Genomic DNA, 23,306 nt, shown 5'->3' with positions numbered 1-23,306 from the left:
GCGCTCAGAATCTCGGCTGCGAGAGCGCCGCCAGGAAATGCGAGATCACTTCCGGTCGAACCACCACGGTGAACGCGACGCCGAACGCGGCGCCCCACAGGTGCGCGCTGTGGTTGACGTTGCCCTGTCCACGCCGATCCATGTAGATGGAATAGCCCACGTAGAGCACCGCGTAGACGATCGCCGGCAGCGGTATCACGAACACGATGATGCGCGACCACGGCGACAGCAGAACATACGCGAAAAGCACGGCCGACACGGCGCCCGACGCGCCAAGGCTGCGGTAATTTGGGTTGTTCTTGTTGCTCAGATAGGTCGGCAGGATCGAGACCAGCAGCGCCAGAATGTAGAACAGCGCGAACCCGAAGGTGCCCAGCGATGCCGTGAAGAACCCCTCCATGCTGCGGCCGAAAAAGTACAGCGTGATCATGTTGAAAAGCAGGTGGCCGAAATCGGCATGGACGAGGCCGTACGTCACCAGCCGGTGGTACTCGCGGCTGCGGGTGATGGCAGGCGGCCACAGGATCAGATCATTCATCAGGCGGGCGTTCTTGAACGCCATGAAGGACACGACCGAGGTGATGGCGATGATGATCAGGGTGATCATGCGTACTTCCGTGAAAGGCAGGAGGCGGTGACAAAGAATCCGCATCTTGGCGGCGGCGCGGGCGATTGTCGACACCGCAGCCCCTGGAAAGTCCAAGCGCAGCGCGGCATTCCGCACTATCATGCCCGGCTTCAAGCGTTTCCCCACGCCCCAGGCACTCCCCATGTCGATCCGTTACCTGCATCTGGACGTCTTTGCCGCCGCTCCCGGCGGCGGCAACCACCTGGGCGTCGTCACCGACGCCGCCGGCTGGAGCGACGCCCGCATGCAAGCCTTCGCCCGCTGGACCAATCTGGTCGAAACCACCTTCCTGCTGCCGCCCAGCCAGCCCGGCGCCAGCTACCGTGTGCGCATTTTCACGCCGCACAAGGAAATTCCGTTTGCCGGCCATCCGAGCATCGGCAGCGCGCACGCCGTCTTGCTGTGCGGACTGGCCGAGCCGGTGGACGGCGTGCTGTGGCAGGAATGCGGTGCCGGCGTCTTGCCCATCCGCGTCGAAGACAGTGAAGGCTCACGCCAGTTGCTGTTGAAATCGCCGCCGTCCACGGTCGAGAAAACCGGCCGCGACGCCCATCCGCTGCTCGACGCCGCACTGGCCGGCATCGACCTGGGCACGCTGCCGCCGGCCTATGTATCGGGTGGCCGCCACTGGTGGCTGGCCGAATGCGCCGACGAGGCATCGCTGCGCCAGTGGAAGCCGGACCACGCCGCCATCGGCGCCCTGGCCAAGGCTACCGACAGCGTGGGCTTGTGCGTGTTCGCACGCAGCTCGCATCCGGACTATCAGCTGGTGGTGCGCGCACTGCCGGCCGGCGTCGGCCTGGTGGAAGACCCCGCCTCGGGAGCCGCCAACGGCCTGATTGCCGCCTATATCGCGCATGCCGAACCGGACGGCCCGCTCGCGCGTGGCTACGTGGTGAGCCAGGGCCGCGAGATCGGCCACGATGCGAGCCTCTCCGTGAGCATTGACGGCAAGACCGTGTGGATCGGCGGACGCACCAACACCATCATCGATGGCACGCTGCACTGGAGCGGCCACGAGTGAGCACGCGGCCGCAGATCTGGGTGGATGCCGACGCCTGCCCTGCGCCGATCAAGGAAGTACTGTTCCGCGCGGCGGAACGCGAGCAGGTGCAGGTGACCCTGGTCGCCAATCAATGGCTGCGCACCCCGCCTTCGCGTTTCGTGCGCGCCATCCAGGTGCCCGGCGGTTTCGACGTGGCCGATGCCGAGATCGTCGAGCGCGTGAACGCAGGCGATCTGGTGGTGACGCAGGATATTCCGCTGGCGGCCCTGGTGATCGAAAAGGGCGCGCTTGCGGTGCATCCGCGCGGTGAGCTGTATACGCCCGACACGATTGCGCAGAGGCTTTCGATGCGCAATTTCATGGATGAATTGCGCGGCTCGGGCGTCGATACCGGCGGGCCGGCGGCGTTTCATGCGCGCGACAAGCAGGCGTTCGCCAATCAGCTGGATCGGTGGCTGGTGCAGTTTCGCAAGACGCGTTGAGCGGCCCCTTGTAGGAGCGCACCCTGTGCGCGACCGCGGAGCGGACGGTCGCCTCTTCGTTGGGCCGTCGCGCACAGGGTGCGCTCCCACAGTCAGAGCTTGCGCTCGTCCAGATGCGCGCGACGCGCAGCCACCTGCGCCATGATCGACCAGTCGACATCGTCTTCGCCGGCGGACAAGGCTTCTAGCAGGCTGTCGCGCAACACACCCGCGAGCGGCAACGGCACGCGCGTTGCGTCCGCTGCCGCCAGCGCGAGGCCGATGTCCTTGTAGCCCAGCGGCAGGGCAAAGCCGGCCGGCGTATAGCGTGACTCGGCGATGAGCTTGGCGTAGCCCTGGTAAGCAGGTGTGGCGAACAGCGAGTTGGTCATCACATCGAGAAAATCCGCGGCGCTCACGCCATGCGCTCTTGTCAACGCCGATGCTTCGGCCATGCTTTCGATGGCGGCGCCGATCATGAAATTGCCGGCGATCTTCACTACGTTCGCCCGCTCTGGCGTCTCGCCCAATGGCCAGATGCGGCTACCCATCACATCGAGCAACGCCCGAACACGCTCGATCACGTGAGGCTTGCCCGCCACCAGGATATTGAGCTTGCCGGCCGCTGCGACATCAGGCCGACCGAACACGGGAGCGGCCAGGTAATCCAGGCCGCGCTGCGAATGTTCTTCCGCCATCTCACGCGCCAGGGCCACGGAAATGGTCGCGTGATTCACATGCACCGTGCCCTGGTCCATGCCGTCGAGCAAGCGGCCGTCGACAAACACGTTGCGCACGGCCTGGTCGTTGGCCAGCATGCTGAAGAGCACCTCGCCCTGCGCCGCGCGGTCGGCCGTCTTCACCACTTTGGCGCCCAGCGACGCCAGGGGCTCGGTGGGCCCCGGCGAGCGATTCCACACGGTGACCTCATGCCCGGCCTTGATGAGGTTGCTCGCCATGGCGCTGCCCATGGCACCGAGGCCGATAAAACCCACTTTCATGCGATGGACTCCACACAGAATGATCCGCGTAGTGGATCACGCAGCATGTTCACCTTGTGCGAAATCAAACGACTTCGCCGGCCGCATGTGCCGATGCCCACGCCCACTGGAAGTTGTAGCCGCCGAGCCAGCCGGTGACGTCGACCACCTCGCCGATGAAGTACAGACCCGGCACCAATTTCGATTGCATCGTGGTTGAAGAGAGCCCATCGGTATCGACGCCGCCCAACGTCACTTCGGCCGTGCGATAACCCTCCGTGCCGCTGGCAATCATCGGCCAGTCGTGCAGTTGGTCGCCGATCTTGTTCAGTTCGGCCTCGCGGTATTGCCGCATCGGCCGGCTCTCGAACCACAGCTCGCACAAGCGCTGCGCGAGGCGGCGAGGCAGTACATCGCCCAGCACGTTTTTCAGTTCCGCCGCGGGACGCGCCGCACGCTGCTCCTGCAGCCACTGGCCAAGATCGAGCTCCGGCAGCAAGTTGATGCGCAGGTCGTCGCTTGGCTGCCAGTACGAGGAAATCTGCAGAATGGAGGGACCGCTGATGCCGCGATGCGTAAACAACAGGCCGGCACGGAATGAACGCTTGCCCACGCTTGCGTCGACCGCCGGCAAGGCGACGCCCGCCAGGTCCTGATAGCGCTCCTGATGCTTGCCGCTCAGCGTGAGCGGCACCAGGCCGGCCCGCGTGGGCAACACCGCATGGCCAAACTGCCGCGCCAGTTCGTAACCGAAACCGGTGGCGCCCATGCTTGGAATCGACAGGCCGCCGGAGGCAACCACCAACGATTGCGCATGGACTTCGCCGTGCGCCGTGACGACGTTGAAACCCTCGTCGGTCTTGCGCACGCGCTGCACGCCGCAGCTGGTTTCGATGCGCACGCCGGCCTGCGCGCACTCGTCCAGCAGCATGCGCACGATCAGCTTGGACGAGTCATCGCAGAACAGCTGGCCCAGTTCCTTCTCGTGGTAGGCGATGCGATGTTTCTCCACCATCGCAATGAAATCCCACGGCGTGTAACGGGCCAGCGCCGATTTCGGAAAGTGCGGATTGGCGGACAGATAGGCATTCGGCGTCACGCCAAGGTTGGTGAAGTTGCAACGCCCCCCGCCGGACATCAGGATCTTCTTGCCGACCTTGTTGGCATGGTCCACCACCAGCACGCTGCGCCCGCGCTGGCCGGCCACGATGGCGCACATCAGTCCGGCCGCGCCGCCACCGATGACCAGTACGTCTACTTTCACGCGCGCACCGCCGCCATGCCCTGCTCCCGATCCTTTGACCCGACATTATCCGACAGGATGCGCCAGATCGCTTAAACTCGGGTTTTTCCTGGACCGGACCGCCACCATGCCTTCTTTTGACGTCGTTTCCGAAGTCGACAAGCACGAATTGACCAATGCCGTGGATCAGGCCAACCGCGAACTGGCCAGCCGTTTCGACTTCAAGGGCACCGACGCGAAGTTCGAGCTGGACGAGTTCGTGATCACCCAGTCGGCCCCCAGCGAATTCCAGCTGGAGCAGATGCTCGACATCCTGCGCGGCCGCCTCACCTCACGCAAAATCGACATCCGCGCGCTGGACGTGGGCGATGCCGAGACCAATCTGGGCGGCTCGCGCCAGAAGGTGACCGTGAAACATGGCATCGAACAGCCGATCGCCAAAAAGCTGGTGGCCTCGCTCAAGGCGGCCAAGCTCAAGGTCGAGGCGCAGATCAATGGCGACAAGCTGCGCGTGACGGGCAAGAAGCGCGACGATCTGCAGGAGGCCATGGCCGTCCTGCGCAAGGCCGACGTGGAGCTGCCGCTGCAGTTTGATAATTTCCGCGATTAAGGCGATGCCTTGACCTTGTGGGAGCGCACCCTGTGCGCGACTGGCGCCGAGGATGCGAAGTCGTGGCACGTTGCAGTCGCGCACAGGGTGCGCTCCCACAGGGGGGCGTTACCCCGCCAGCCCCGCCGCAATATTCACGCTGATCGCAATAATAAACACGTTGAAGAAAAACGCGATCACGCTGTGCAGCAAGGCCACCCGTCGCAGGTAGCGGCTGCTGATCTGCACATCGGAGACCTGGAAGGTCATGCCGATGACGATGGCGAAGTACATGAAATCCCAGTAGTCGGGTTGCTCGGTGCCGGGGAAATCCAGCCCTTCATGCTTCTTGCCGAAATCGCCGTAGAAGCCGTGCGCGTAGTGCATGCCGAACATCACGTTGAAGAACAGCCAGGACAGCACGATGCTCGCGGCGGCGACGATCAGCGCCTTCGCATCGCCACCTTTGGCACCGCCCATTTCCGTGGTCAGCGCCAGCGACACGAAGCCAGTGAGGATCAGCGAGGTCCATAGCACGCCCCAGCGACCGGTGTCCTGCTTGCGCGCCTGCCCGCGCATGAGGTCGGGCGAGGTCGTGCGGCAGAACAGGATGGTCAACGCCGTCAGGTAAACCGCAACGCCCAGATCGAAGCCGAGCAGCAGCGCCTCGGCAGGCGTCAGCCGGAAGCAGTACCAAAGCGCCAGACCGACGACGAGCGCGACAACGCCCGAGATCATCAGGCGCGGTCGGGCGCGCAGGATGCGAAAAGGGACGAAGCCATTCTTGCGGGGACGGGTCTTTCCGGACGCGGTGCTCATGCGCACGTTCCTGCGCTCAGCCAGCTCTTCATCGCAAACGCTCTCTCCATGACCCGGTAGCGGGCATGGCGCATCTTAGAGCTTGTGCAACGCGTTCTCGACGCCCGGCGCGATGCCGCGAAGCGGCTGGCGTTTCAGACGTGCAGATCCTGATATTCCGGATGTCGGGTCATCCAGATCTCCGAATACGAACAGGCCGGATCCACCCGCCAGTGTTCTTCCCGCGCCATGTCCAGCGCGGTGCGCACCAGATGGGACGCGATGCCACGACCGCCCACTGCCGACGGAACGATGGTGTGGGTGATGGTCATCACACCATTTTCCAGCGTGTAGTCGAGCACACAGGGCACGCCGTCCACTTTCGTTTCGAAGCGGTGCGTCCTGGCGTTGTGGTTGATCTCGGCAGACATGAAACGCGCCCTCATCGGGGTGACCGGCGCGGAGATTAAAGCAAGTGACAGCGAACCACGCGTGAAGACCTTGCGCGCTTGCGTTCGCATTTCGTGCATGACTCTTTCGGCAAGCTTCCCTGACACCATCGCCTGCTCCAGGGAGCTGAACATGAAACGAAATGCATCCGCCGTCTGGTCGGGCGGGCTCAAGGAAGGTACCGGCACCATCTCCACCGCCTCAGGCGTGCTGCACGAAGCGCGCTACGGCTTCCAGTCGCGATTCGCGGACGGACCGGGCACCAATCCGGAAGAATTGCTCGGCGCGGCTCATGCCGGCTGCTACACGATGGCGCTGGCGCTGGGCCTGGAACAGGCCGGCCATGCGGCCACGCACATCGAGACCAAGGCGGTGGTGACGCTGGACAAGGATGGCGACGGCTTTTCCATCACGACGGTCGATCTCACCTGCCGCGCGAAAGTGGATGGCGTCGACGCCGCCACCTTCGACAAGATCGCCAAGGCCACCAAGGAAGGCTGCCCCGTGTCGAAGGTGCTCAAGGCGACCATCAATCTGGACGCACAGCTCGCCAACTGAGTTCCACCGCGCAGTTCAACCAGCGCAACTCGCGCGCACTGGCCGCTGCGTCGCCGCCAGTGCAGTGCGCCGCGCGCGTACGGCCTGGGCGAGACGATCGAGCACCTGCAGCGAGGCCTCCCAGTCGATGCAGCCATCGGTGATGCTCTGGCCATAACGCAAAGGCTCGCCTTCGAGCAGATCCTGGCGCCCGCCCACGAGATGGCTTTCCACCATCACGCCGACGATGCGCTGCTCGCCCGCCGAGAGCTGCGCTGCAATATCGTCGATCACGCGCGGCTGGTTCTCCGGCAGCTTGAGGCTGTTGGCGTGGCTGGCGTCGACCATCACCCGCGCCGGCTGGCCGCCCTTGACGATGGCCGCGCACGCCGCGTCTACGCTTGCGGCGTCGTAGTTGGGCGTCTTGCCGCCGCGCAGGATCACGTGACAGTCCTCGTTGCCGGTGGTGGCAGCGATGGCGGTGTGGCCTTCCTTTGTCACGGCCATGAAATGGTGCGGTTGCGATGCGGCGCTTACCGCGTCAACAGCGATCTTCACATTGCCATCGGTGCCGTTCTTGAAGCCCACCGGGCACGACAGTCCCGATGCCAGCTCGCGATGCACCTGGCTTTCGGTGGTGCGCGCGCCGATCGCACCCCACGCCACCAGATCGGCGATGTACTGCGGCGTGATCATGTCGAGGAATTCGCAGCCGGCCGGCACGCCCAGTTCGTTGATGTCGCGCAATAGACCGCGCGCCAGTCGCAAGCCCTTGTCGATGCGGAAACTGCCATCGAGATCGGGATCGTTGATCAGACCTTTCCAGCCCACCGTGGTGCGCGGCTTTTCGAAGTACACACGCATTACGATTTCCAGCTCGCCTGCATGCCGCTTGCGCTGTTCTGCAAGCCGCCCGGCGTATTCCAGCGCAGCCTTGGTGTCATGAATCGAACACGGGCCGATCACCACGGCCAGCCGGTCATCCTCGCCGGCAAGGATGCGATGCAGCGCCTGGCGCGAGGCGCTCACCGTATGTGAGGCACGCACGCTCGCTGTGCAGTCGCGCATCACTTCGGCCGGCGCGGTGAGCGGCGTGATGGCGCGGATACGTAAATCGTCGGTGGAAGGGTTCACGGGGATCTCCTGGGAGGTTCCACTCGCGACCATGAAAAAGGCCGCCAGTGGTGGCTGGCGGCCTTTTTTTTGGAATGGTGTCTTGTCGTTACGACAGTCGAGACCAACCCTCCGCCAGCGGCATCGGATAGCCGTAATACCAAAAATACTGACGGGCGGAGTGGGAGGTCATGGGTGTTAGAGATAACACAGGATTTTCGCGTGTGCAAAGGATGCATGTGAAACCAAGCATTACACTGGTCAGCATGTCGTCACCTTGGAATCTCCTTACCCGCCCCGCCCGCGAGCCCATCCGACGCTGGGTGCTGAGCGCATTTCCTCGCGGTGGCGGCGGCCATGTGGACTACGATCATCCGATAGGCGATCCCGGGCTTTTTGGCCCCGACAGTGCCACCTGGCGTGTGCATTCGGATTTTCCGGGCATGCTCGCCGGCGGTCTTGCGGCGCTGATGCTGCAGACCTTGCATCCGCTGGCGCTCGCCGGTGTATGGGATCACTCGAACTTCCGCGACGACCTGATCGGCCGCCTGCGTCGCACGACGTCATTCGTCAGTGGTACGACGTATGCGCCGGCCGACCAGGCGCAGGCCTTGATCGAACGCGTGAGGCACATTCACTCGCAGGTAAAGGGTACGGCGGAAGATGGGCGACCCTATGCGGCCGACGATCCGCATCTGCTGACCTGGGTGCATGTCACCGAGGCCTATAGTTTCCTGCAGGGCTATCGGCGCTACAGCCATATCGCGATGCCGGCAGGCGCGGCCGACCGCTACTACGACGAGGTGCGTCGTATCGCCGAGGCGCTGGGTGCGCGCGACGTACCTGCATCGGAAGCGCAGATCACCGCTTATTTCCGGGGCGTGCGCACTGATCTTCGTTTCACCGAAAGATCGCGTGCCGTGCTGGACGTGCTGTATCGCGTGCGCCTGCCGGTGCCCGTGGCGGGATTGTCACGCGATGTTTTCCTGCAGGCCGGCGCAGCCCTTCTGCCGCCATGGGCCGACACCTTGCTGGAGCGCACGCCGTTGCAGCGCGCCCAATCGCGACTGGCTGCACGGGCCCTCTGGTCGGTCGCGCCAGTCTTTCGCATGGCGCTGCATGACGGCATCGGCAGCCATGCCTGCATGCGCGTCGGCCTGCCCACCGACACGCTGCAACACTGGCGCTAACTTATTCTTGCTCCATGGCAGCGTCGTAGCGCCGCTGCATTTCTTCCGCACTGACCTGCTCGATCTCATGGCCCACCAGCCACTCGTGGCCGAATGGATCGCGCACGGTGCCGCCGCGTTCGCCGTAGAAGAAATCGGTGGCGGGTCGTACCAGGTAGCCGCCTTTGTCGACCGCACGGGCCAATACCGCATCGGCATTGTCGACATGCAGATGGATCGACACGCTGGTCCCGCCGATGCTCTGCGGACCGACGATGCCATGCTCGGGATATTCGTCGGACAGCATCAGCACCGAGGGCCCCATCGCCAGCTCGGCATGCCCGATGCGCCCGGTGCCGGGCTCGTCCAGGCGCATTTTGAGGGTCGCGCCAAAGACCTCCTGGTAGTACGCCAGCGCAGCCTCGGCGTTGCGCACGCGCAGATAGGGAAACATTTCCTTGATGACGGGTGGCTTGGAGGTGTTCATCGGCGACTCCCACGGCAGGACAGACAGCGCCGACACTATGCCCCCTCCCATGTCGCCGTCTTGGTGAAAATCCAAGCCCAGCAGGGCGTCGCCGGCCCCGCGAGATTGACACGCCCCACCGATCCGCTAACGTCGCCGGACCTGAACGCATGGCGCGTACAAAGGCACGGCACGAGGCAGGCTCTCATTGGCGACGCTCATCCCCTCCCGCAACAGCAGCCTGCCGCAGATGACCAGCGGCGAGAAGCGCTTCTCCGAGCGCCTGGAGCAGAAGCTCGAGGACGACTACCTGCTGTGGTACGACGTGGCCATCGGTCCCAGGCAGCGCCGCCCCGACTTCATCGTGTTCCATCCGCGCCGCGGCCTGCTCGTGCTCGAAGTGAAGGACTGGAAGCCGGGCACCATCCAGCAGGCCGACCGCACGCTGTTCACGCTGATCACCGGCAGCAGCAGCGTGAAGGAACACAACCCGCTGATGCAGGCACGCGACGGCGCCACCGAGATCCACAAAGTGCTGGCGCAGGACCCGGCGCTCCGCTATCCGCCCGGTCACATCTACGAAGGCAAGTTGCTGATGCCGTGGGGCTATGGCGTGGTGCTGGCCAATATCAGCCGCAAGCAGTTCGAGGCCGGCCAGCTTGAGGCGGTAATCCCCGCCCACCTGGTGATCTGCCAGGACGAAATGTACGAATCGGTGGAATCGGAAGCGTTCCAGGAACGCCTGTGGGCGATGTTTCCGCAGATCTTCCCCACCGCGCTCACGCTGCCGCAGATCGATCGCGTGCGCTGGCATCTGTTCCCGGAAATCCGCGTGGAACCCGGCGAGGGCCAGTTCGGCCTGTTCGCTTCGGCCAGCAACGCCGCGACCAAGCTGGCGATTCCCGACCTGATCAAGGTGATGGATGCCCAGCAGGAACTGCTGGCCCGCTCGCTGGGCGACGAGCATCGCATCATTCACGGCGTGGCCGGCTCGGGCAAGACCATGATCCTGGGCTTTCGCGCGATGGAACTGGCGCGCGCGCTGTCCAAGCCGATCCTGGTGCTGTGCTACAACAAAACGCTGGCCGAGCGCCTTGAACAACTGATGGGCGAACGCGGCCTCAGCGACAAGGTACAGGTGTACAACTTCCACAAGTGGTGCCGCAGCATGCTCACGGCCTACCACGTGCCCCTGCCCGAGGACGGCCCGCATTTCGCCGAAGCGTTGCCGCCGGCCGTCATCGCCGGCGTGGACAGCGGACAGATTCCGCGCTTCCAGTACGGTGCGGTGCTGGTCGACGAAGGCCACGATTTCGAGCCCGAGTGGTACAAGCTCATCGTGCAGATGATCGACCCCAACACCAACTCGCTGCTGGTGTTGTACGACGACGCGCAGAACATTTACGGCCAGGCCAACCGCAAGAAGCTCAGCTGGAAAAGCCTGGGCGTGCAGGCGCAGGGCCGCACCACCATCCTCAAGCTCAACTACCGCAACACGCTGGAAATCCTCTCGGTGGCGCGCGGCTTTGCCAACGAGTTGCTGCTGGGCCGCAGCGACGATGACGACGGCGTGCCGCTGATCGCACCGGAAAGCGCAGGACGCCGCGGCGCCCTGCCCGAGCTGATCCGCGTGGAGCGCCAGGAGGATCAGCTGCCAGCGATCATCCAGCGCCTGCGAGATGAACTGGGCGCTGGCCGTCCGCTATCGGACATGGCGGTCATCTTCCGCAACAGCTGGGAAGGCGAGAAGCTGCAGGAAGCGCTGCAGCGCGCCGGTATTGCCAGCCAGCTTGCCGAGGGCAACGGCAAGAGTTCCCTGTTCGTGGTCGACGACACCGTGAAGCTGGTGACCATGCACTCCAGCAAAGGGCTGGAATTTCCGCTGGTGATCATCCCTGGCCTGGGCTCGCTGCCCAAGCCCGGCAAGAACGAGGTGGAAGAAGCGCGCCTGCTCTATGTGGCGATGACACGTGCGACGGAGCGGTTGGTGCTGATCCACCACGAGGATTCGATCTTCAGCCAGCGCATCCGCAACTCCATCAACGACGTGCAGCAGCAGCTGGCAAGCGCCTGAAGCGGCCGCCCCCTTCCCCGGGGGCGTGTGCAGGCCGATACTCGGGCAAACCGCTGCCGATGTAATGTCCATGCGCGATCTGTTCGACGAGTCCGTTCTGGCGCCGCAGCCGCTTGAGGTGGCGTTGACGCTGCCTGCCCGCTTCTACACCGACCCGCGCATGCAGGCGCAGGATGCGCGCGCCATCTTTGCGCGCAGCTGGCAGCTGGTGTGCCATCGGTCCCAGGTTCCCGAGGTGGGCGATCACGTAGTGACCGAGATTGCCGGCCTGCCATTGATCGTGGTGCGCGGCGAGGACGGTGTCATCCGAAGCTTCCACAATGTTTGCCGCCATCGCGCGGGCCCGATCGCCAGTTGCGATGGCAAGGGCGCGAAGACTTTGCGTTGCCGCTATCACGGCTGGACCTACGGGCTCGACGGCGTGCTGCGCGGTGCGCCGGAGATGGGCCGCACGCAGGACTTCAATCCGTCGGACATTCGCCTGCCGGAAGTGCAGGTACAGGTGTGGCAAGGCCTGGTGTTTGTCGCCATCGGCGAGGCGCCGTCGTTTGCGGACGTGGTCGCCGGCATTGACGAACGGCTCGGCCCGGAGCGTTCGCTGGACGACTACGAGTTTCATCACCGCGCCAGCTACGAGGTGGCGTGCAACTGGAAAGTCTACGTGGACAACTACCTCGAGGGTTACCACGTACCGCACATCCATCCCGGCCTCAACAGCCTGCTCGACTATCGCAGCTACATCACCGAAACGGCGCCGTGGTATTCGTTCCAGTACAGCCCGCTGGAAAGCGCCGGCGACCTGTACGGCAGTGGTGAAGCGCTTTACTACTTCATCCATCCCAACACCATGCTCAATATCCTGCCCTCGCGCTTGCAGACCAATCGGGTGCTGCCGCTGGGCGTGGATCGCTGCCGGGTGGAGTTCGATTTCTACTATCCGCGCGATGACAGCGCTGCCGCGCAAACGCGCCGCACGCGCGATGTGGAGTTCAGCGACGAAGTGCAGGACGAGGATGTGACCATTTGCGAGGACGTGCAGCGCGGCCTGGCGTCGGGCTCGTACGAGGCGGGCCGGCTCAATCCCCTGAGGGAGAACGCCGTGCATCATTTCCACGAGATGGTGCGTCGCGCCTATCGCGAATCGCTGGCCCAGGCGTGAACATCACGCCCACCGCACCGCGCGCTGAACGCACGAACTCACGATCAGGAAAGCTGACGCGTCGTTGACACGTCCTTCGCAGATGACACAGTCTCATCGTGTCGTATATCCAGGAGAGGCACCCATGAAGCGGCTAGTCTGGTCCGTGCTGTTGCTGTTCGGCTTGGCCACCCCTGCCGCCTATGCGCAGGCCTTGAACGGCGTGGTGACCTCGTACGTCGATCTCTATGCCGGTCCCGATGCTGGCTATCCCACCATCGCGCAGCTGCCTGCCGGCACCGCCGTATCCATTCAAGGATGCACGCAAGGCTGGGGCTGGTGCGATGTGATCACCCAGGGCTTGCGCGGCTGGGTGGCTGCGACCTTTGTGCAATACCTTTATCAGAGCCAGCCGGTCTATGTGGCCGACTACGGCGCGCGCATCGGCATTCCCATCGTCGCGTTTTCGATTGGTGCGTATTGGGGCTCGTACTACACCAACCGGCCGTTCTATCGGAATCGCGATTACTGGTATAGCCGTCCATACGCGCCGCGCCCGCCGCCGCGTCCGCCGGGCTGGCATCCGGGTGCGCGTCCGCCGGCACATGGTTATCGACCGCCCAATGGCGGGTATCGTCCCCCGCCGAACGGTGGCCATCGTCCGCCGCCGCAAGGCAATCGCCCGCCGCCGAACGGCGGTCACCGACCGCCTCCGCCGGGCAATCGGCCGCCACCGAATCAGGGACACCGGCCGCCGTCGAACAACCGGCCGCCGCAGAACCCGGGCACGCATCCGCCGGGGCAGACCCGGCCGCCCGGCGGCACGCCACCGCAAGGCCATCGCCCACCGCCCAATCAGGGCGGTCATCCCCCGCCGAACCAAGGCGGCAACCGGCCGCCGTCGGGTCACGGCAACGGCAAGCCGGCGCCGAAACCGCATCCTGAATCAGGCAAACAAGCCGCCTGATGCGGCGCTCTCTGCTGACCAAACCGGCCGCCCTCGCGCGTCGGTTTGTGTCAGCGCACGTCGGTTCTTGCGCAGCTGCCGTCGCGCGGATCAGCACGGAACGCCGGTGTTTCCCGATGTTATGGCGCTATCGGCACTTAGCGCGCGTGGCATGACTCTTGCCCCTGATTCCAGCAAGGAACGGAGTTCTGGCAGGACGCCGTCGGTTCATCCAGGCATGCGTGTTCAGGCATGCGGAGACGCGCTCAGCCCCTAAGGTGGAACGCTTCATCCGTGACCTGCCAGCGCGATGCCGCAGCAGCGGGCTTAGCCATGAGCGTCAACGCACCAGTGTGGTCAAGGCGACGACCGTTCTCCGTCACGGTCCGCTTGCCGTTGGCGGCGGCGAACGATGGTCGGCTGCATCGACGCCGCTATATGCCGGTCGGCCTGAAATTTGTGCTCGCCCTTGTCGTTTCGCTTAGCTGGGCCGCGTTTGCCTATGCCACCGCGCAGCATTGGCTGGGCGAATTCCAAACGCCTGGCCAGCGGCTGATGGCGCATCTGCTGGTGCTTGGCATCGCGGTGCTGCCCGCCTTCATGAACAGTTTTCTCGCCGTGGGTTTGCTGCTCGACCGGCGCCCGCCGCGCTCGCAGTTCGCCGACAGCGACTTCCCCAGCGTGTCCATCCTGATTGCCGCGCACAACGCGCAGGACACGATACTCGGCACGCTAGCCAGCATTGCGATGCAACGCTATCCCGCGCCCATCGAAGTGATGGTGATCAACGACGGCTCCACCGATGCCACGCTGGAGCGGCTGCGTGGCGTGTCCTACCCTTGGCTGGAAGTGCTCGACCTCAAATCAGCTGGTGGTCAGGCCAATGCGCTCAATGCAGGGCTACGCCTGGCGTCCTACCCCGTCACCGTCACGCTGGCGGCGGATGCGCACCTGCATCCCCAAGCCTTGCGTCGGCTGGTGACGCGTTACATGAGCGATCCGCCAGGCACCGTGGCGGTGGCGGGCGCGGTGCTTGTGCGCAATTCACGGCAAAGCCTGGTGACGCGCATGCAGGAGTGGGATTACTTCCAGGGCATCGCGGCAAGCAAGCGCCTGCAAAGCCTGTTTCAGGGCACGCTGGTCGCACCGGCCGCGTTTTCGCTGTACCGCACCGACATTCTTCGCGTGGTAGGCGGCTGGCCGGCATGCGCGGGTGAAGACACTGTACTGACCTGGGCCTTGTTGAGAGACCATCATCGCGTCGGCTATTGCGAAGACGCCATCGCGTTTGCGCGCGTCCCCGCCGCGCTCACGCCGTTCCTGCAGCAACGCGGCCGTTGGTCGCGCGGTCTCATGGAAGCGTTCAGGGCCCATGGCTCGCTGCTGTTCCGTCGCCGCCTGAGCACGTTCCTGATCTGGTGGAACCTGCTGTTTCCGTATATGGATCTGGTCTACACGATCGCCGTGTTGCCTGCCGTGCTGCTGGCCTGCATGGGCATCTATGGCCTGGCTGCCGCCATGCTGGCCTTTGTGCTGCCAGCGGCCTTGCTCGCGCATGTGATCATCTACCGGGTACAGGCGCGCATGTTTCGCGAACTCGGACTGACCGTGCGGCGCAACCCGTTCGGCTTGTTTGGCTACGCCATGCTGTACGGGCTGGTGCTCAAGCCGGCAAGCGTGATGGGTTATCTATCCGGACTGGTGTCGCGTCGATCACGTGACTATGCGCGCTGAGGACCACGGCCACCAGCCGGCACGCTGCAGCGCATAGCGATCGGCGGCGCGCTCAAACCGATTGCGCACGCTGATGCCGCCGCACAAGGCATACAAGGGCAGGAACAACGGCCCCAGCACCATGTACTGGTAGACATGCGCCCGCTCGTGATCGGCCAGCGAAATACACGGCTCCTCGCGATGTCCGGCGCGATGCGCATAGGTGAAACACGGCGTGTCGAGCTCGTCGCACGAATACAGGATCACATTGCCCAGGGTCAGCGCACCGCCGCTGCCCCGATGGGGCATCCGCCGGAAAGCCAGAGCGTATTCACGGCTCCGCCATTGGGGACGGGCGCCCCAGGGTATGCAGGCAAGTCCGGCCAGCAGCCCCAGCAGGCTGTTGGGCAGCGTCCACAGCGCTCCCGCCAGCAGGACGAGACTGGGAGCTGTCGTGTTGCCGCCTTCACGCTTGCGCACGCCCGGGCTCCTTGTTTAGCGCATCGGCGGACACCATCTGATGCTGCATCGAGTTTTGGCCATCGAGGCCTGCCATGTCCACTCCGCTTACCGTTCCCTGCCCCCACTGTGCGGCCCTCAATCGCGTGCCCGAGGATCGACTCGGCCAGCATCCCGTCTGTGGCCGCTGCAAGCAGCCGCTGTTCGAAGGCAAGCCGCTGGCCTTGGACGCCGGCAACTTCGACGCGGTGGCAACCCGTGGTGATCTACCAGTGGTGATCGACTTCTGGGCGCCCTGGTGCGGGCCCTGCGTGAGTTTTGCGCCAGTGTTCGCCGAGGCCGCCAACAGCCTTGAACCGCAGCTGCGGCTGGCCAAGGTGGATACCGAGGCGCAACCGGGCTTGGCCCAGCGTTTCGGCATCCGCAGCATTCCCACCCTGCTGGTGATGCGCAACGGGCGCGAAGTGGCGCGTCAGGCCGGTGCGCTCAACGGCACGCAACTGCGCCAGTTCCTCGCCAACGCGCTGCGCTGAAGCGTCTTACGAACTGCACGACAGCATCGAACAGCCCGCCTTGTGCATCGCCCAGGCGGGCCGCTTCTGCGCGTAGCGTTCGCGTCCGGGCTGATCATCGTAAGAGCGGCTCATCACCTTCAGCAGCTCGTGGATGCCGCTGTAGTCGCCTTGCGTGGCCAAATCAATCGCTTCCTGCGCGAGATAATTGCGCAGCACATAACGCGGATTGGCGGCGTGCATGCGCAGGCGGCGTTGTTGTGCAGAGAGAGCGTCGCTACGCGCGCGTGCGGCGTAGCTGCTTAGCCAGGCCTGGAATGCCGGCTCGAACGCCTGCCGCTTGGCGTCGTCGTAAAAGGCATCGTGCAACGGCGTCAATGACGGCTGGGCCGGATCGACATCCGCCAGAGCGCGGAAGAACAGCGTCATGTCGACTTCCCCGTCGGTCAGCAGCGTATACAGCTCGCGCATGAGCTCCACGTCGCCCTCTTCGCAGGCCGAAAAACCCAGCTTGGCCGCGATCATGTCGCGGTCAGCCTGGGCATACACCGCTGCATAGCGATCCAGCCCCGCCTGCAGATGCTCGGTACCGCTGAACAGCGGCGCCAGCGCCATGGCGAGACGGCTGAGGTTCCACCACGCCAAATTCGGCTGCTGGCCAAAGCGATAGCGGCGACGACCTGCATCAGTGGTGTTGGGCGTCCACTCCGGATCGAAGTTGTCGACCCAGCCGTACGGGCCATAGTCGATGGTCAGTCCGAGGATGGACATGTTGTCGGTGTTCATCACACCGTGCACAAAACCCACGCGCATCCAGTGGCTGACCATCACCGCGGTGCGTTCGCAAACTTGCGCAAACCACTGGGCATACAACGCCTCGCCCTCGCCCCGACATTCGGGAAAATCGCGCGCGATGGTGAAATCGACCAGCTGCTTCAACAGCGCAAGATCGCCACGCGCAGCCGGCAACTCAAAATTGCCGAAACGTATGAACGATGGCGCGACACGACACACGATGGCGCCCGGCTCTTGCTGCGGGTGTCCGTCGTAGAACATGTCGCGCACCACGCTGTCGCCGGTCACCACCAGGCTGAGTGCGCGCGTGGTGGGCACGCCCAGGTGATGCATCGCCTCGCTGCAAAGGAACTCGCGGATGGATGAACGCAGCACGGCGCGTCCGTCGGCACCGCGCGAATACGGGGTCGGTCCCGCCCCTTTCAGTTGCAACTCCCAGCGCTGGCCTGCGCGCGTGAGCACTTCGCCCAGTGAAATCGCGCGCCCATCGCCCAGCTGATCCGCCCACACGCCGAACTGATGGCCGCCATAATTGGCCGCGAAGGGCTGCATGCCCTCCAGCAAGGCATTGCCGCCCAGCACCTGCGCCAGTTCTGGGCTTTCCAGCTCGGTGGCGTCCAGGCCCAGGGCCTGCGCCATCTCCGGCGACCACGCCACGACGCGCGGCGATGCCACCGGCGTGGGGTCCAGGCGGGAATACAACGCGCCCAGGACCTGCCGCTGGCGGGAACCTTGTTCAGGGTCGCCCGGCAGATCGCGCACGAAGGCGTTATCGAACGTCAAATTAGGCATGGCGTGATCGTGCAAAAGACGACAATGGAAGCGCTGTTCCGCGCCATGGAAAGCCTTGTTTTCGCAGGAAAATCGCAGAACATTGCGCTATTCACCTTTGTGAAGAATGTGACGCTAGCTTGCGTTGAACTTAAGATGATTTTCATGGCCTATTGGCATTTGTGTATCGCCCGTGAAGCTGCTTATATGTAGCCTGAACGGCCACGCAGGGGTGGTCCGGAGCTACGACATGCACATGCTTCTCGCCCGTTCTGCGTTAGAGCGCGGAATGCAGCTAGTAGCAGGGATGCTCAATCATCGGGACACGCAGGACGTCCGTCACCACAACGATCAGGACCGCAGCAATTTTCAGCTGGTGTCCTGGCAACCGGGCGCGCACTCTCGCCGCGAGGACGAACTCGCGCGACGTCGCCAGACTCCGTTCGGCTGAAAACAGCGCAGCGCTCCGCGCGCATCAAGCACCTGCCGGTGCTTCAAAGATGCGCGCGATCTGGTGATCTTCAAGCGCGCGCCATTCGCCGGGCGGCAGTCCGTCCAGCGTAAGTGCCCCCACGGATACTCTCGTCAACGTCTCCACGTGATTGCCCACCGCGGCAAACATGCGCCTGGCCTGGTGATAGCGGCCCTCAGTCAGCGTGACGCGCGCCAGGCGCGGCGCCAGTACTTCAAGTGTGGCTGGTTCCAGCGGCTCGTTTTCCGATTCGAGCATCATCGTGCCGCTGGCGAAAAGCGCCACTTCGTCGCCGCGCAGATCGGATGCCAAGGTGGCCTCGTAGACTTTGGCCACCTGCGCTTTGGGCGAAATGATCCGGTGCAGCAAGGCGCCGTCGTCGGTGAACAGCAGCAGGCCTGAGGTCTCGCGATCAAGACGCCCCACCGTGGACAACGCTGGATCACGCACGCGGTAGCGCGGCGGCAGCAAGTCGTACACCACGCGCCCGATGTCCTTGCGCGAGCAGGTCGCGCCCAGCGGCTTGTTCATCATCAACACCAGGCCGGCCGGCGGGTCGAGCGGCTCGTCATCGATGCGGATGTGTTCGTGCGGCACCTTGTCGTCCGCATACAACACCTCGCCATCAGGGTCGGTGATGCGACCTTCGCGAAACATCGCCGTGACTTCCTTGCGGCTGCCATAGCCAAGGTTGGCAATTAGCTTGACCAGTTTCATGCGCGCACCCCGCGTGCTTCGATCACCTTGAATCCGTCTTGCGTTACCACGGTGCGTACCTCATTGAAACGTGCGGCCAGGGTGGCCTCATAGGGAAGATGGCGATTGGCCACCAGCCAGAACCGGCCATGCGGCAGCAAGGCGTTGGCGGCGGTATCGATGAAGGCGCGGCCCAGATCGGGGAGATCGGCGCGCCCTTGATGAAACGGCGGGTTGCTCACGATGGCGTCGTAGCGCCGCGGCAAGCCCTGGGTGACGTCGTGCCAGTGCACGGCGAACGCCACATCGCGAGCGCTGTCCTGCCGTGCACGCGCCAGATTCTGTTGCGCCGGTTCGAGCGCACGCGCCTCGGCTTCGAACAGATCGATGGACGACACCGCGGGACAACGCGCCACCAGCTGGGTCGACAGATAACCGTAGCCGGCCCCCAGATCCGCCACGCTACCCGCCAGATCGACGGGCAGATGCGTTGCCAGCAAGGCGGATGCCGTATCCACGCGATCCCAGGCAAACAGTCCGGGACGGCTGACAAAGCCGGCGTCGTTGAGGCGCGGCGCGTCCAGCGAAGCCCAGCTCTCCAGCAGTTCAAGGTTCACCTGCGACCCTAGTGGCTGGGTCCAGAACACGCGGCATTTGTGCTTGGAAAGCTGGCTGAGCGGCCCGGCCACGCTGGCCAGATCGCCTTCGGCCGACTTGGCGCCCTCGGCATTGGGTACCGCGGCTAGCACTACGCCACCGACCGCGGCGCGGCGCAGGGCCTGCGCAAACAAGGCGCGGGCCTCGTCGCGCTGGCGCGGCGGCAACACCAGCACCAGCGGGTAGCGTTCCGTCCCATTGGGCGGCGCCACGGCAAGGCCGCTGCGCGCCAAGGCCTCGGCGAACGGCTTGAAGCTCTGCTCGCACACCCACGACTTGCGCGCCATCTCACGCAGCCGAAAGCCGTCGCGGGCACGCAGGAACAGCACGCGTCCATCGGCCGGCAGCGCCAGTGCGCCCGTTTCCAGGGGCACGAACAGGGCCTCCAGCGCCGCGTCCTGGGCTGCGGGAGAGAAAGAGACGGGCATCGGACAGGCAGGTCCTTGGGTGGGGCGCCCTATGTTACCAACCGACGCGCTCCGTCATTCAGGCGAGAGCAGTTCCAGCTCGCTGACGAACTCGCGCGGCATCCCGCTGATCGGGTCGACGAAGCGCAGGCGACGGGCCAGCAGCTGCAACGGTCGCGCGTGGTCGTCCGGTTGCGGCTCGGGCAGGTCCGGATAGAACGGGTCATGCAGGATAGGCGCGCCCAGCGCGGCCATGTGCACCCGCAGCTGATGCTTCTTGCCGGTGACCGGTTCCAGCCCATAGCGCCAGTGCGCGCGGTGCCGTTCAAGCACGTCGATGACCGTTTCGCTGTTGGGCTCGCCTGCCACCTCGTGCATGCGGAAGAACGGCTCACCCGCCGCGATACGGGATGTCCTCACATGCGGATAGCTCAACCCAGGCAGCGGCGCCGCCCAGGCTTCGTAGCGCTTGCTGATGCGACGCTGGCGAAACAGCATCTGATAGGCATCGCGGCTGGCCGGATCGGCCGAGAACATCACCAGCCCGGCGGTATGCCGGTCGATACGGTGCAGCGGCACCAGATCGGCATTGCCCAGCGTCCGGATCAGCCGCGCCAGCACCGTTTGCTCCACGAAGCCGCCCGCCGGCGTCACCGGCAGAAAGTGCGGCTTGTCCACCACTACCAGGTGGGCGTCGACATGCAACAAGGTTTCGTGAAAGGGGATTGGCGTTTCCTGTGCCACTTCGCGGAAGTAGCGCACGCACAGCCCCACGCGGTACGGCGTATCGACACCCAGCGGTTGCCCGGCCTCGTCGAGCACGCGGCCGCGTGCGAAACGATCCTCCCATACGCTCCTTTCGATACGGGGAAACAGCGCACACAGTCCGTCCAGCACCGTGCCCCATGATCCCTGGGGCAAGTGCACCGTGCTGGCAGCGGGAGGAACGGACATCGGGCAACTCCGCATCGACGAACGGCAGCTTAAACTGCTGCGGTCATTTTGCGGCGAAAGCGCTGTCGCCCCGCCAGGGCGAGAAGTCATCGATAGGCCTTACGGCTTACGGCGTACACCGTTCCAACGTGTGAGCCGTTGGATAAACTCATCCAACCCACGGGTTTGACACCCGGGCATGGCGCCACCAGAGCGCGCCGATCATCAGACGAGGCAACACATGGATCAGGCTCGGCACGCGCTCACATCGAAAAGGCCACACGCATGGCGTCCCGCGGCGTGGCTGGCTGCGCTTGCGTGCCTGGCATTGCCGTCGCTGCATGCGGCGACCCTGGATCCGGCCGTGCTGCCGCAGGTGCAGGGCGCCACCTTCGAAGTAGTCATTCCCAAGCCGGTGAACGACCCCTTGAGTTACGAGAAGCCGCTGCCGTTCGACCAGCTTCCGTACCAGCAGCGCACCGACAAGTACTACTCGGTCGGCACGGCGTTTGCGATTGGCGAGAACCGCTACGTCACCGCCGGCCACGTGCTCGCGGTAGGCATCGACAGCCTGATGGGCGAGCCGGCCGTGCGCGATGCCAGCGGCCATGTCTATGCGATCGACAAGGTCACCCGCTATTCGCTGCACGAAGACTTCGTGGAGTTCTCGCTGAAGGATCCGCCCAAGGTGACGCCGCTGGCGGTGAACACCCAGCCGGTCATGAACGAAGCGGTCTACGCGGTAGGCAATGCACTGGGCACCGGCATCGTGATCCGCGACGGCCTGTACACCTCGCAAACACCCGAGGAGCAGGACGGTCGCTGGAAGTGGCTGCGTTTCTCCGCCGCCGCCTCGCCGGGCAATAGCGGCGGTCCGCTGCTGGACAAGGACGGCAAGGTCATCGGCGTGGTGGTGATGAAGTCGCCCGACGAAAACCTCAACTACGCGCTGCCGATTGATCTGGTGCTGAAGGCGCCCGCCAATCTGGGCCAGATCGATACGCGCGAGAGCTATCAGCTGGACGTGATCGAAGACAAACACACCGGTCCGTTCAAGGCGCAATTCCCGCTGCCCAAGAGCTTTGCGGACTTCAGCGCGACCTACCAGAAGCTGCACAACGCCGACGTCGACCAGAAACTGCACGACCTGCTGGCCGAGAACGCCGCCACCTTGTTCCCCAACGGCCAGGGCGCGAACCGGTTGTTGCACGTCAATTCCGATCTGAGCGCCTTCCCGACCCTGCTACACCGCAACAGCAACGGCAACTGGGTCAGCGTCCGGGCGAACGAGAACAAGGCCCAGCTGCCCCACAACGGCTTCATCAGCCGTGCCCTGGTGGGCCAGCAGGTGATGTTTCATCTGCGCAAGCCCGACGACGTCACCAGCAAGCAGTTCTACGGCGATTCAAAGCTGTTCATGGACCTCTTGTTGAAGGGCGCGCCGATGCAGCGGCGCGTGGGCTCCGAACTGGTGAAGATCACCTCGCTGGGCGCACCGTCGCTGGAGCGCAGCTATACCGACGCCTACCAGCGCCGCTGGCAGATACGCGAATGGCAGATGGCGTACGACAGCCAGTTGGTGATCGTCTTCCTGCTGCCGGTGCCCGACGGTTATGCGGCGATGGGGCGGGTCACCGAAAACCGCACCGAGCACGAAGACATGGCCGACATGACGCAACTGGCCAACTTCGTCGACGTCTCCTATAGCGGCACGTTGGCGCAATGGAAGGAATTCCTGGCCCATACCGAGCTGTTGCCCAGCGTGCTGTCCGACATCGCCATCCGCTTCGACTATGGCGACGACTTCAAGTATCAGTCCAAGCGTCTGGGCTTCGCCTATACGCCTTCGCTGCAGAAGATCGATCCGGACAGCCAGCTCGTGCTGGGCATGTCCTACTTCCAGGATCAAGGCAAGACGGTGTGGGATGTCTCCAAGGTCGAAGTGAAGTCCAACGTGGAGAATGCCGAGCATGTGATGGTGAACCGCCACGTGGCCCCCACCGACGACCTGGACGACAGCTTCCGCAACCACTGGGGCAAGATCGTCCATCGCGATCACCCGGACGACGGCGTGCCGTACAGCGAAAACGACATGACCTATATCGGCACCGTGGGCGGCACCAAGACCAGCAGCGAGGCCAAGCCGGCGGTGCTGTACACCGCGTTCTATGGCGTGGACGGCCCTCGCCCCGAGGACGCCATGAAGGGCAAGCTCAACCTCCTGCTGGAGAAGCTGCAGGTCAACGAACACTGAGCGGCCAGGCGCGGGCTCAGTCCCGCGCCGTCTTCCCCG

General features: G+C 64.4%; 25 protein-coding genes. 13 read left to right on the top strand and 12 right to left on the bottom strand.

Features of this window, described 5'->3' with window-relative positions:
- Positions 1–4: 4 nt before the first annotated feature.
- Positions 5–607 (bottom strand): rhomboid family intramembrane serine protease, encoded by a 603-nt coding sequence (locus AC1DMY_RS16825; RefSeq protein WP_477166128.1) that lies wholly within the window; start codon positions 605–607, stop codon positions 5–7.
- 163 nt (positions 608–770) lie between these two features.
- Here AC1DMY_RS16825 and AC1DMY_RS16820 point away from each other — a divergent pair, with 163 nt between their 5' ends.
- Positions 771–1,652 carry a PhzF family phenazine biosynthesis protein gene (locus AC1DMY_RS16820; RefSeq protein ID WP_477166027.1) on the top strand — a complete coding sequence of 294 codons (882 nt, stop codon included), beginning with the start codon at positions 771–773 and terminating at the stop codon, positions 1,650–1,652.
- Positions 1,649–2,116, top strand: coding sequence for a YaiI/YqxD family protein (locus AC1DMY_RS16815; RefSeq protein ID WP_046971892.1), 468 nt, complete (start codon positions 1,649–1,651; stop codon positions 2,114–2,116). Before AC1DMY_RS16820 ends, AC1DMY_RS16815 begins: the two co-directional genes overlap by 4 nt.
- Positions 2,117–2,208: 92 nt before the next feature.
- Here the strand turns inward: AC1DMY_RS16815 and AC1DMY_RS16810 are convergent, their stop codons facing one another.
- Together AC1DMY_RS16810 and AC1DMY_RS16805 are read right to left on the bottom strand one after the other, a co-directional pair.
- The gene (locus AC1DMY_RS16810) at positions 2,209–3,096 is read right to left on the bottom strand and encodes an NAD(P)-dependent oxidoreductase (protein ID WP_477166026.1); all 888 of its coding nucleotides are present in this window, start codon (positions 3,094–3,096) and stop codon (positions 2,209–2,211) included.
- A 64-nt stretch (positions 3,097–3,160) separates the two neighbouring features.
- Positions 3,161–4,339 (bottom strand): BaiN/RdsA family NAD(P)/FAD-dependent oxidoreductase, encoded by a 1,179-nt coding sequence (locus AC1DMY_RS16805; protein WP_477166025.1) that lies wholly within the window; start codon positions 4,337–4,339, stop codon positions 3,161–3,163.
- Positions 4,340–4,445: 106 nt separating this feature from the next.
- Between AC1DMY_RS16805 and AC1DMY_RS16800 the strand changes: the two genes are divergently transcribed.
- Positions 4,446–4,928 carry a YajQ family cyclic di-GMP-binding protein gene (locus AC1DMY_RS16800; protein ID WP_477166024.1) on the top strand — a complete coding sequence of 161 codons (483 nt, stop codon included), beginning with the start codon at positions 4,446–4,448 and terminating at the stop codon, positions 4,926–4,928.
- Positions 4,929–5,036: 108 nt separating this feature from the next.
- Here AC1DMY_RS16800 and AC1DMY_RS16795 read toward each other — a convergent pair whose 3' ends face one another.
- Both AC1DMY_RS16795 and AC1DMY_RS16790 read right to left on the bottom strand, forming a co-directional pair.
- Positions 5,037–5,726 carry a DUF1345 domain-containing protein gene (locus AC1DMY_RS16795; RefSeq protein WP_477166023.1) on the bottom strand — a complete coding sequence of 230 codons (690 nt, stop codon included), beginning with the start codon at positions 5,724–5,726 and terminating at the stop codon, positions 5,037–5,039.
- A 134-nt stretch (positions 5,727–5,860) separates the two neighbouring features.
- Complete coding sequence (locus AC1DMY_RS16790; protein WP_477166022.1) at positions 5,861–6,289, bottom strand: GNAT family N-acetyltransferase; 429 nt, start codon at positions 6,287–6,289, stop codon at positions 5,861–5,863.
- On the opposite strand from AC1DMY_RS16790, the gene AC1DMY_RS16785 reads away from it, so the two are divergent.
- The gene (locus AC1DMY_RS16785) at positions 6,288–6,713 is read left to right on the top strand and encodes an OsmC family protein (protein WP_477166021.1); all 426 of its coding nucleotides are present in this window, start codon (positions 6,288–6,290) and stop codon (positions 6,711–6,713) included. The two genes, AC1DMY_RS16790 and AC1DMY_RS16785, sit on opposite strands and share 2 nt — an antisense overlap.
- Positions 6,714–6,728: 15 nt before the next feature.
- On the opposite strand, the gene AC1DMY_RS16780 is transcribed toward AC1DMY_RS16785, so the two are convergent.
- Complete coding sequence (locus AC1DMY_RS16780; protein ID WP_477166020.1) at positions 6,729–7,826, bottom strand: 3-deoxy-7-phosphoheptulonate synthase; 1,098 nt, start codon at positions 7,824–7,826, stop codon at positions 6,729–6,731.
- A gap of 245 nt (positions 7,827–8,071) precedes the next feature.
- Here AC1DMY_RS16780 and AC1DMY_RS16775 point away from each other — a divergent pair, with 245 nt between their 5' ends.
- On the top strand, positions 8,072–8,995 hold the full coding sequence (locus AC1DMY_RS16775; RefSeq protein ID WP_477166019.1) for an oxygenase MpaB family protein: 924 nt from the start codon (positions 8,072–8,074) through the stop codon (positions 8,993–8,995).
- A 1-nt stretch (position 8,996) separates the two neighbouring features.
- Here AC1DMY_RS16775 and AC1DMY_RS16770 read toward each other — a convergent pair whose 3' ends face one another.
- A complete protein-coding gene (locus tag AC1DMY_RS16770; RefSeq protein ID WP_477166018.1) occupies positions 8,997–9,461 on the bottom strand; it encodes a VOC family protein in 465 nt (154 codons plus the stop codon).
- Between the two features lie 229 nt (positions 9,462–9,690).
- Here AC1DMY_RS16770 and AC1DMY_RS16765 point away from each other — a divergent pair, with 229 nt between their 5' ends.
- The 4 genes from AC1DMY_RS16765 to AC1DMY_RS16750 all read left to right on the top strand — a co-directional run bounded on the left by AC1DMY_RS16765 (position 9,691) and on the right by AC1DMY_RS16750 (position 15,332).
- Entirely contained in the window at positions 9,691–11,514 is a 1,824-nt protein-coding gene (locus tag AC1DMY_RS16765) for a DEAD/DEAH box helicase (RefSeq protein WP_477166127.1), read from the top strand.
- Positions 11,515–11,584: 70 nt separating this feature from the next.
- Positions 11,585–12,673, top strand: coding sequence for an aromatic ring-hydroxylating oxygenase subunit alpha (locus tag AC1DMY_RS16760; RefSeq protein WP_477166017.1), 1,089 nt, complete (start codon positions 11,585–11,587; stop codon positions 12,671–12,673).
- Positions 12,674–12,797: 124 nt separating this feature from the next.
- The gene (locus tag AC1DMY_RS16755) at positions 12,798–13,619 is read left to right on the top strand and encodes an SH3 domain-containing protein (RefSeq protein ID WP_477166016.1); all 822 of its coding nucleotides are present in this window, start codon (positions 12,798–12,800) and stop codon (positions 13,617–13,619) included.
- A gap of 312 nt (positions 13,620–13,931) precedes the next feature.
- A complete protein-coding gene (locus tag AC1DMY_RS16750; protein ID WP_477166015.1) occupies positions 13,932–15,332 on the top strand; it encodes a glycosyltransferase family 2 protein in 1,401 nt (466 codons plus the stop codon).
- Here the strand turns inward: AC1DMY_RS16750 and AC1DMY_RS16745 are convergent.
- The gene (locus AC1DMY_RS16745) at positions 15,312–15,791 is read right to left on the bottom strand and encodes a hypothetical protein (RefSeq protein ID WP_477166014.1); all 480 of its coding nucleotides are present in this window, start codon (positions 15,789–15,791) and stop codon (positions 15,312–15,314) included. The genes AC1DMY_RS16750 and AC1DMY_RS16745 overlap by 21 nt on opposite strands.
- Before the next feature lie 74 nt (positions 15,792–15,865).
- On the opposite strand from AC1DMY_RS16745, the gene trxC reads away from it, so the two are divergent.
- On the top strand, positions 15,866–16,303 hold the full coding sequence (trxC, locus tag AC1DMY_RS16740; protein WP_477166013.1) for a thioredoxin TrxC: 438 nt from the start codon (positions 15,866–15,868) through the stop codon (positions 16,301–16,303).
- A 6-nt stretch (positions 16,304–16,309) separates the two neighbouring features.
- Here trxC and AC1DMY_RS16735 read toward each other — a convergent pair whose 3' ends face one another.
- Complete coding sequence (locus AC1DMY_RS16735) at positions 16,310–17,869, bottom strand: protein adenylyltransferase SelO (protein ID WP_477166012.1); 1,560 nt, start codon at positions 17,867–17,869, stop codon at positions 16,310–16,312.
- A 24-nt stretch (positions 17,870–17,893) separates the two neighbouring features.
- Here AC1DMY_RS16735 and AC1DMY_RS16730 point away from each other — a divergent pair, with 24 nt between their 5' ends.
- Both AC1DMY_RS16730 and AC1DMY_RS16725 read left to right on the top strand, forming a co-directional pair.
- Complete coding sequence (locus AC1DMY_RS16730) at positions 17,894–18,061, top strand: hypothetical protein (RefSeq protein ID WP_477166011.1); 168 nt, start codon at positions 17,894–17,896, stop codon at positions 18,059–18,061.
- A 37-nt stretch (positions 18,062–18,098) separates the two neighbouring features.
- Positions 18,099–18,299: a hypothetical protein gene (locus AC1DMY_RS16725; RefSeq protein WP_441605089.1), complete on the top strand. Its 201-nt coding sequence runs from the start codon at positions 18,099–18,101 to the stop codon at positions 18,297–18,299.
- Between the two features lie 24 nt (positions 18,300–18,323).
- Here AC1DMY_RS16725 and AC1DMY_RS16720 read toward each other — a convergent pair whose 3' ends face one another.
- From AC1DMY_RS16720 to AC1DMY_RS16710, 3 genes are read right to left on the bottom strand one after another with little or no spacing between them, the layout of a single operon-like run.
- Entirely contained in the window at positions 18,324–19,037 is a 714-nt protein-coding gene (locus AC1DMY_RS16720; RefSeq protein ID WP_477166010.1) for a pseudouridine synthase, read from the bottom strand.
- Entirely contained in the window at positions 19,034–20,101 is a 1,068-nt protein-coding gene (locus tag AC1DMY_RS16715; protein ID WP_477166009.1) for a class I SAM-dependent methyltransferase, read from the bottom strand. The genes AC1DMY_RS16720 and AC1DMY_RS16715 overlap by 4 nt, the downstream gene beginning before the upstream one ends.
- 54 nt (positions 20,102–20,155) lie before the next feature.
- On the bottom strand, positions 20,156–21,034 hold the full coding sequence (locus AC1DMY_RS16710; RefSeq protein ID WP_477166008.1) for a pseudouridine synthase: 879 nt from the start codon (positions 21,032–21,034) through the stop codon (positions 20,156–20,158).
- A 220-nt stretch (positions 21,035–21,254) separates the two neighbouring features.
- On the opposite strand from AC1DMY_RS16710, the gene AC1DMY_RS16705 reads away from it, so the two are divergent.
- The gene (locus AC1DMY_RS16705) at positions 21,255–23,267 is read left to right on the top strand and encodes a S1 family peptidase (RefSeq protein WP_477166007.1); all 2,013 of its coding nucleotides are present in this window, start codon (positions 21,255–21,257) and stop codon (positions 23,265–23,267) included.
- Positions 23,268–23,306 lie beyond the last annotated feature (39 nt).

Source organism: Dyella sp. 01L423 (assembly GCF_056399945.1).
Note: the sequence above shows the minus strand (reverse complement) of the source record. Positions and strands in the feature narration are given on the sequence as shown.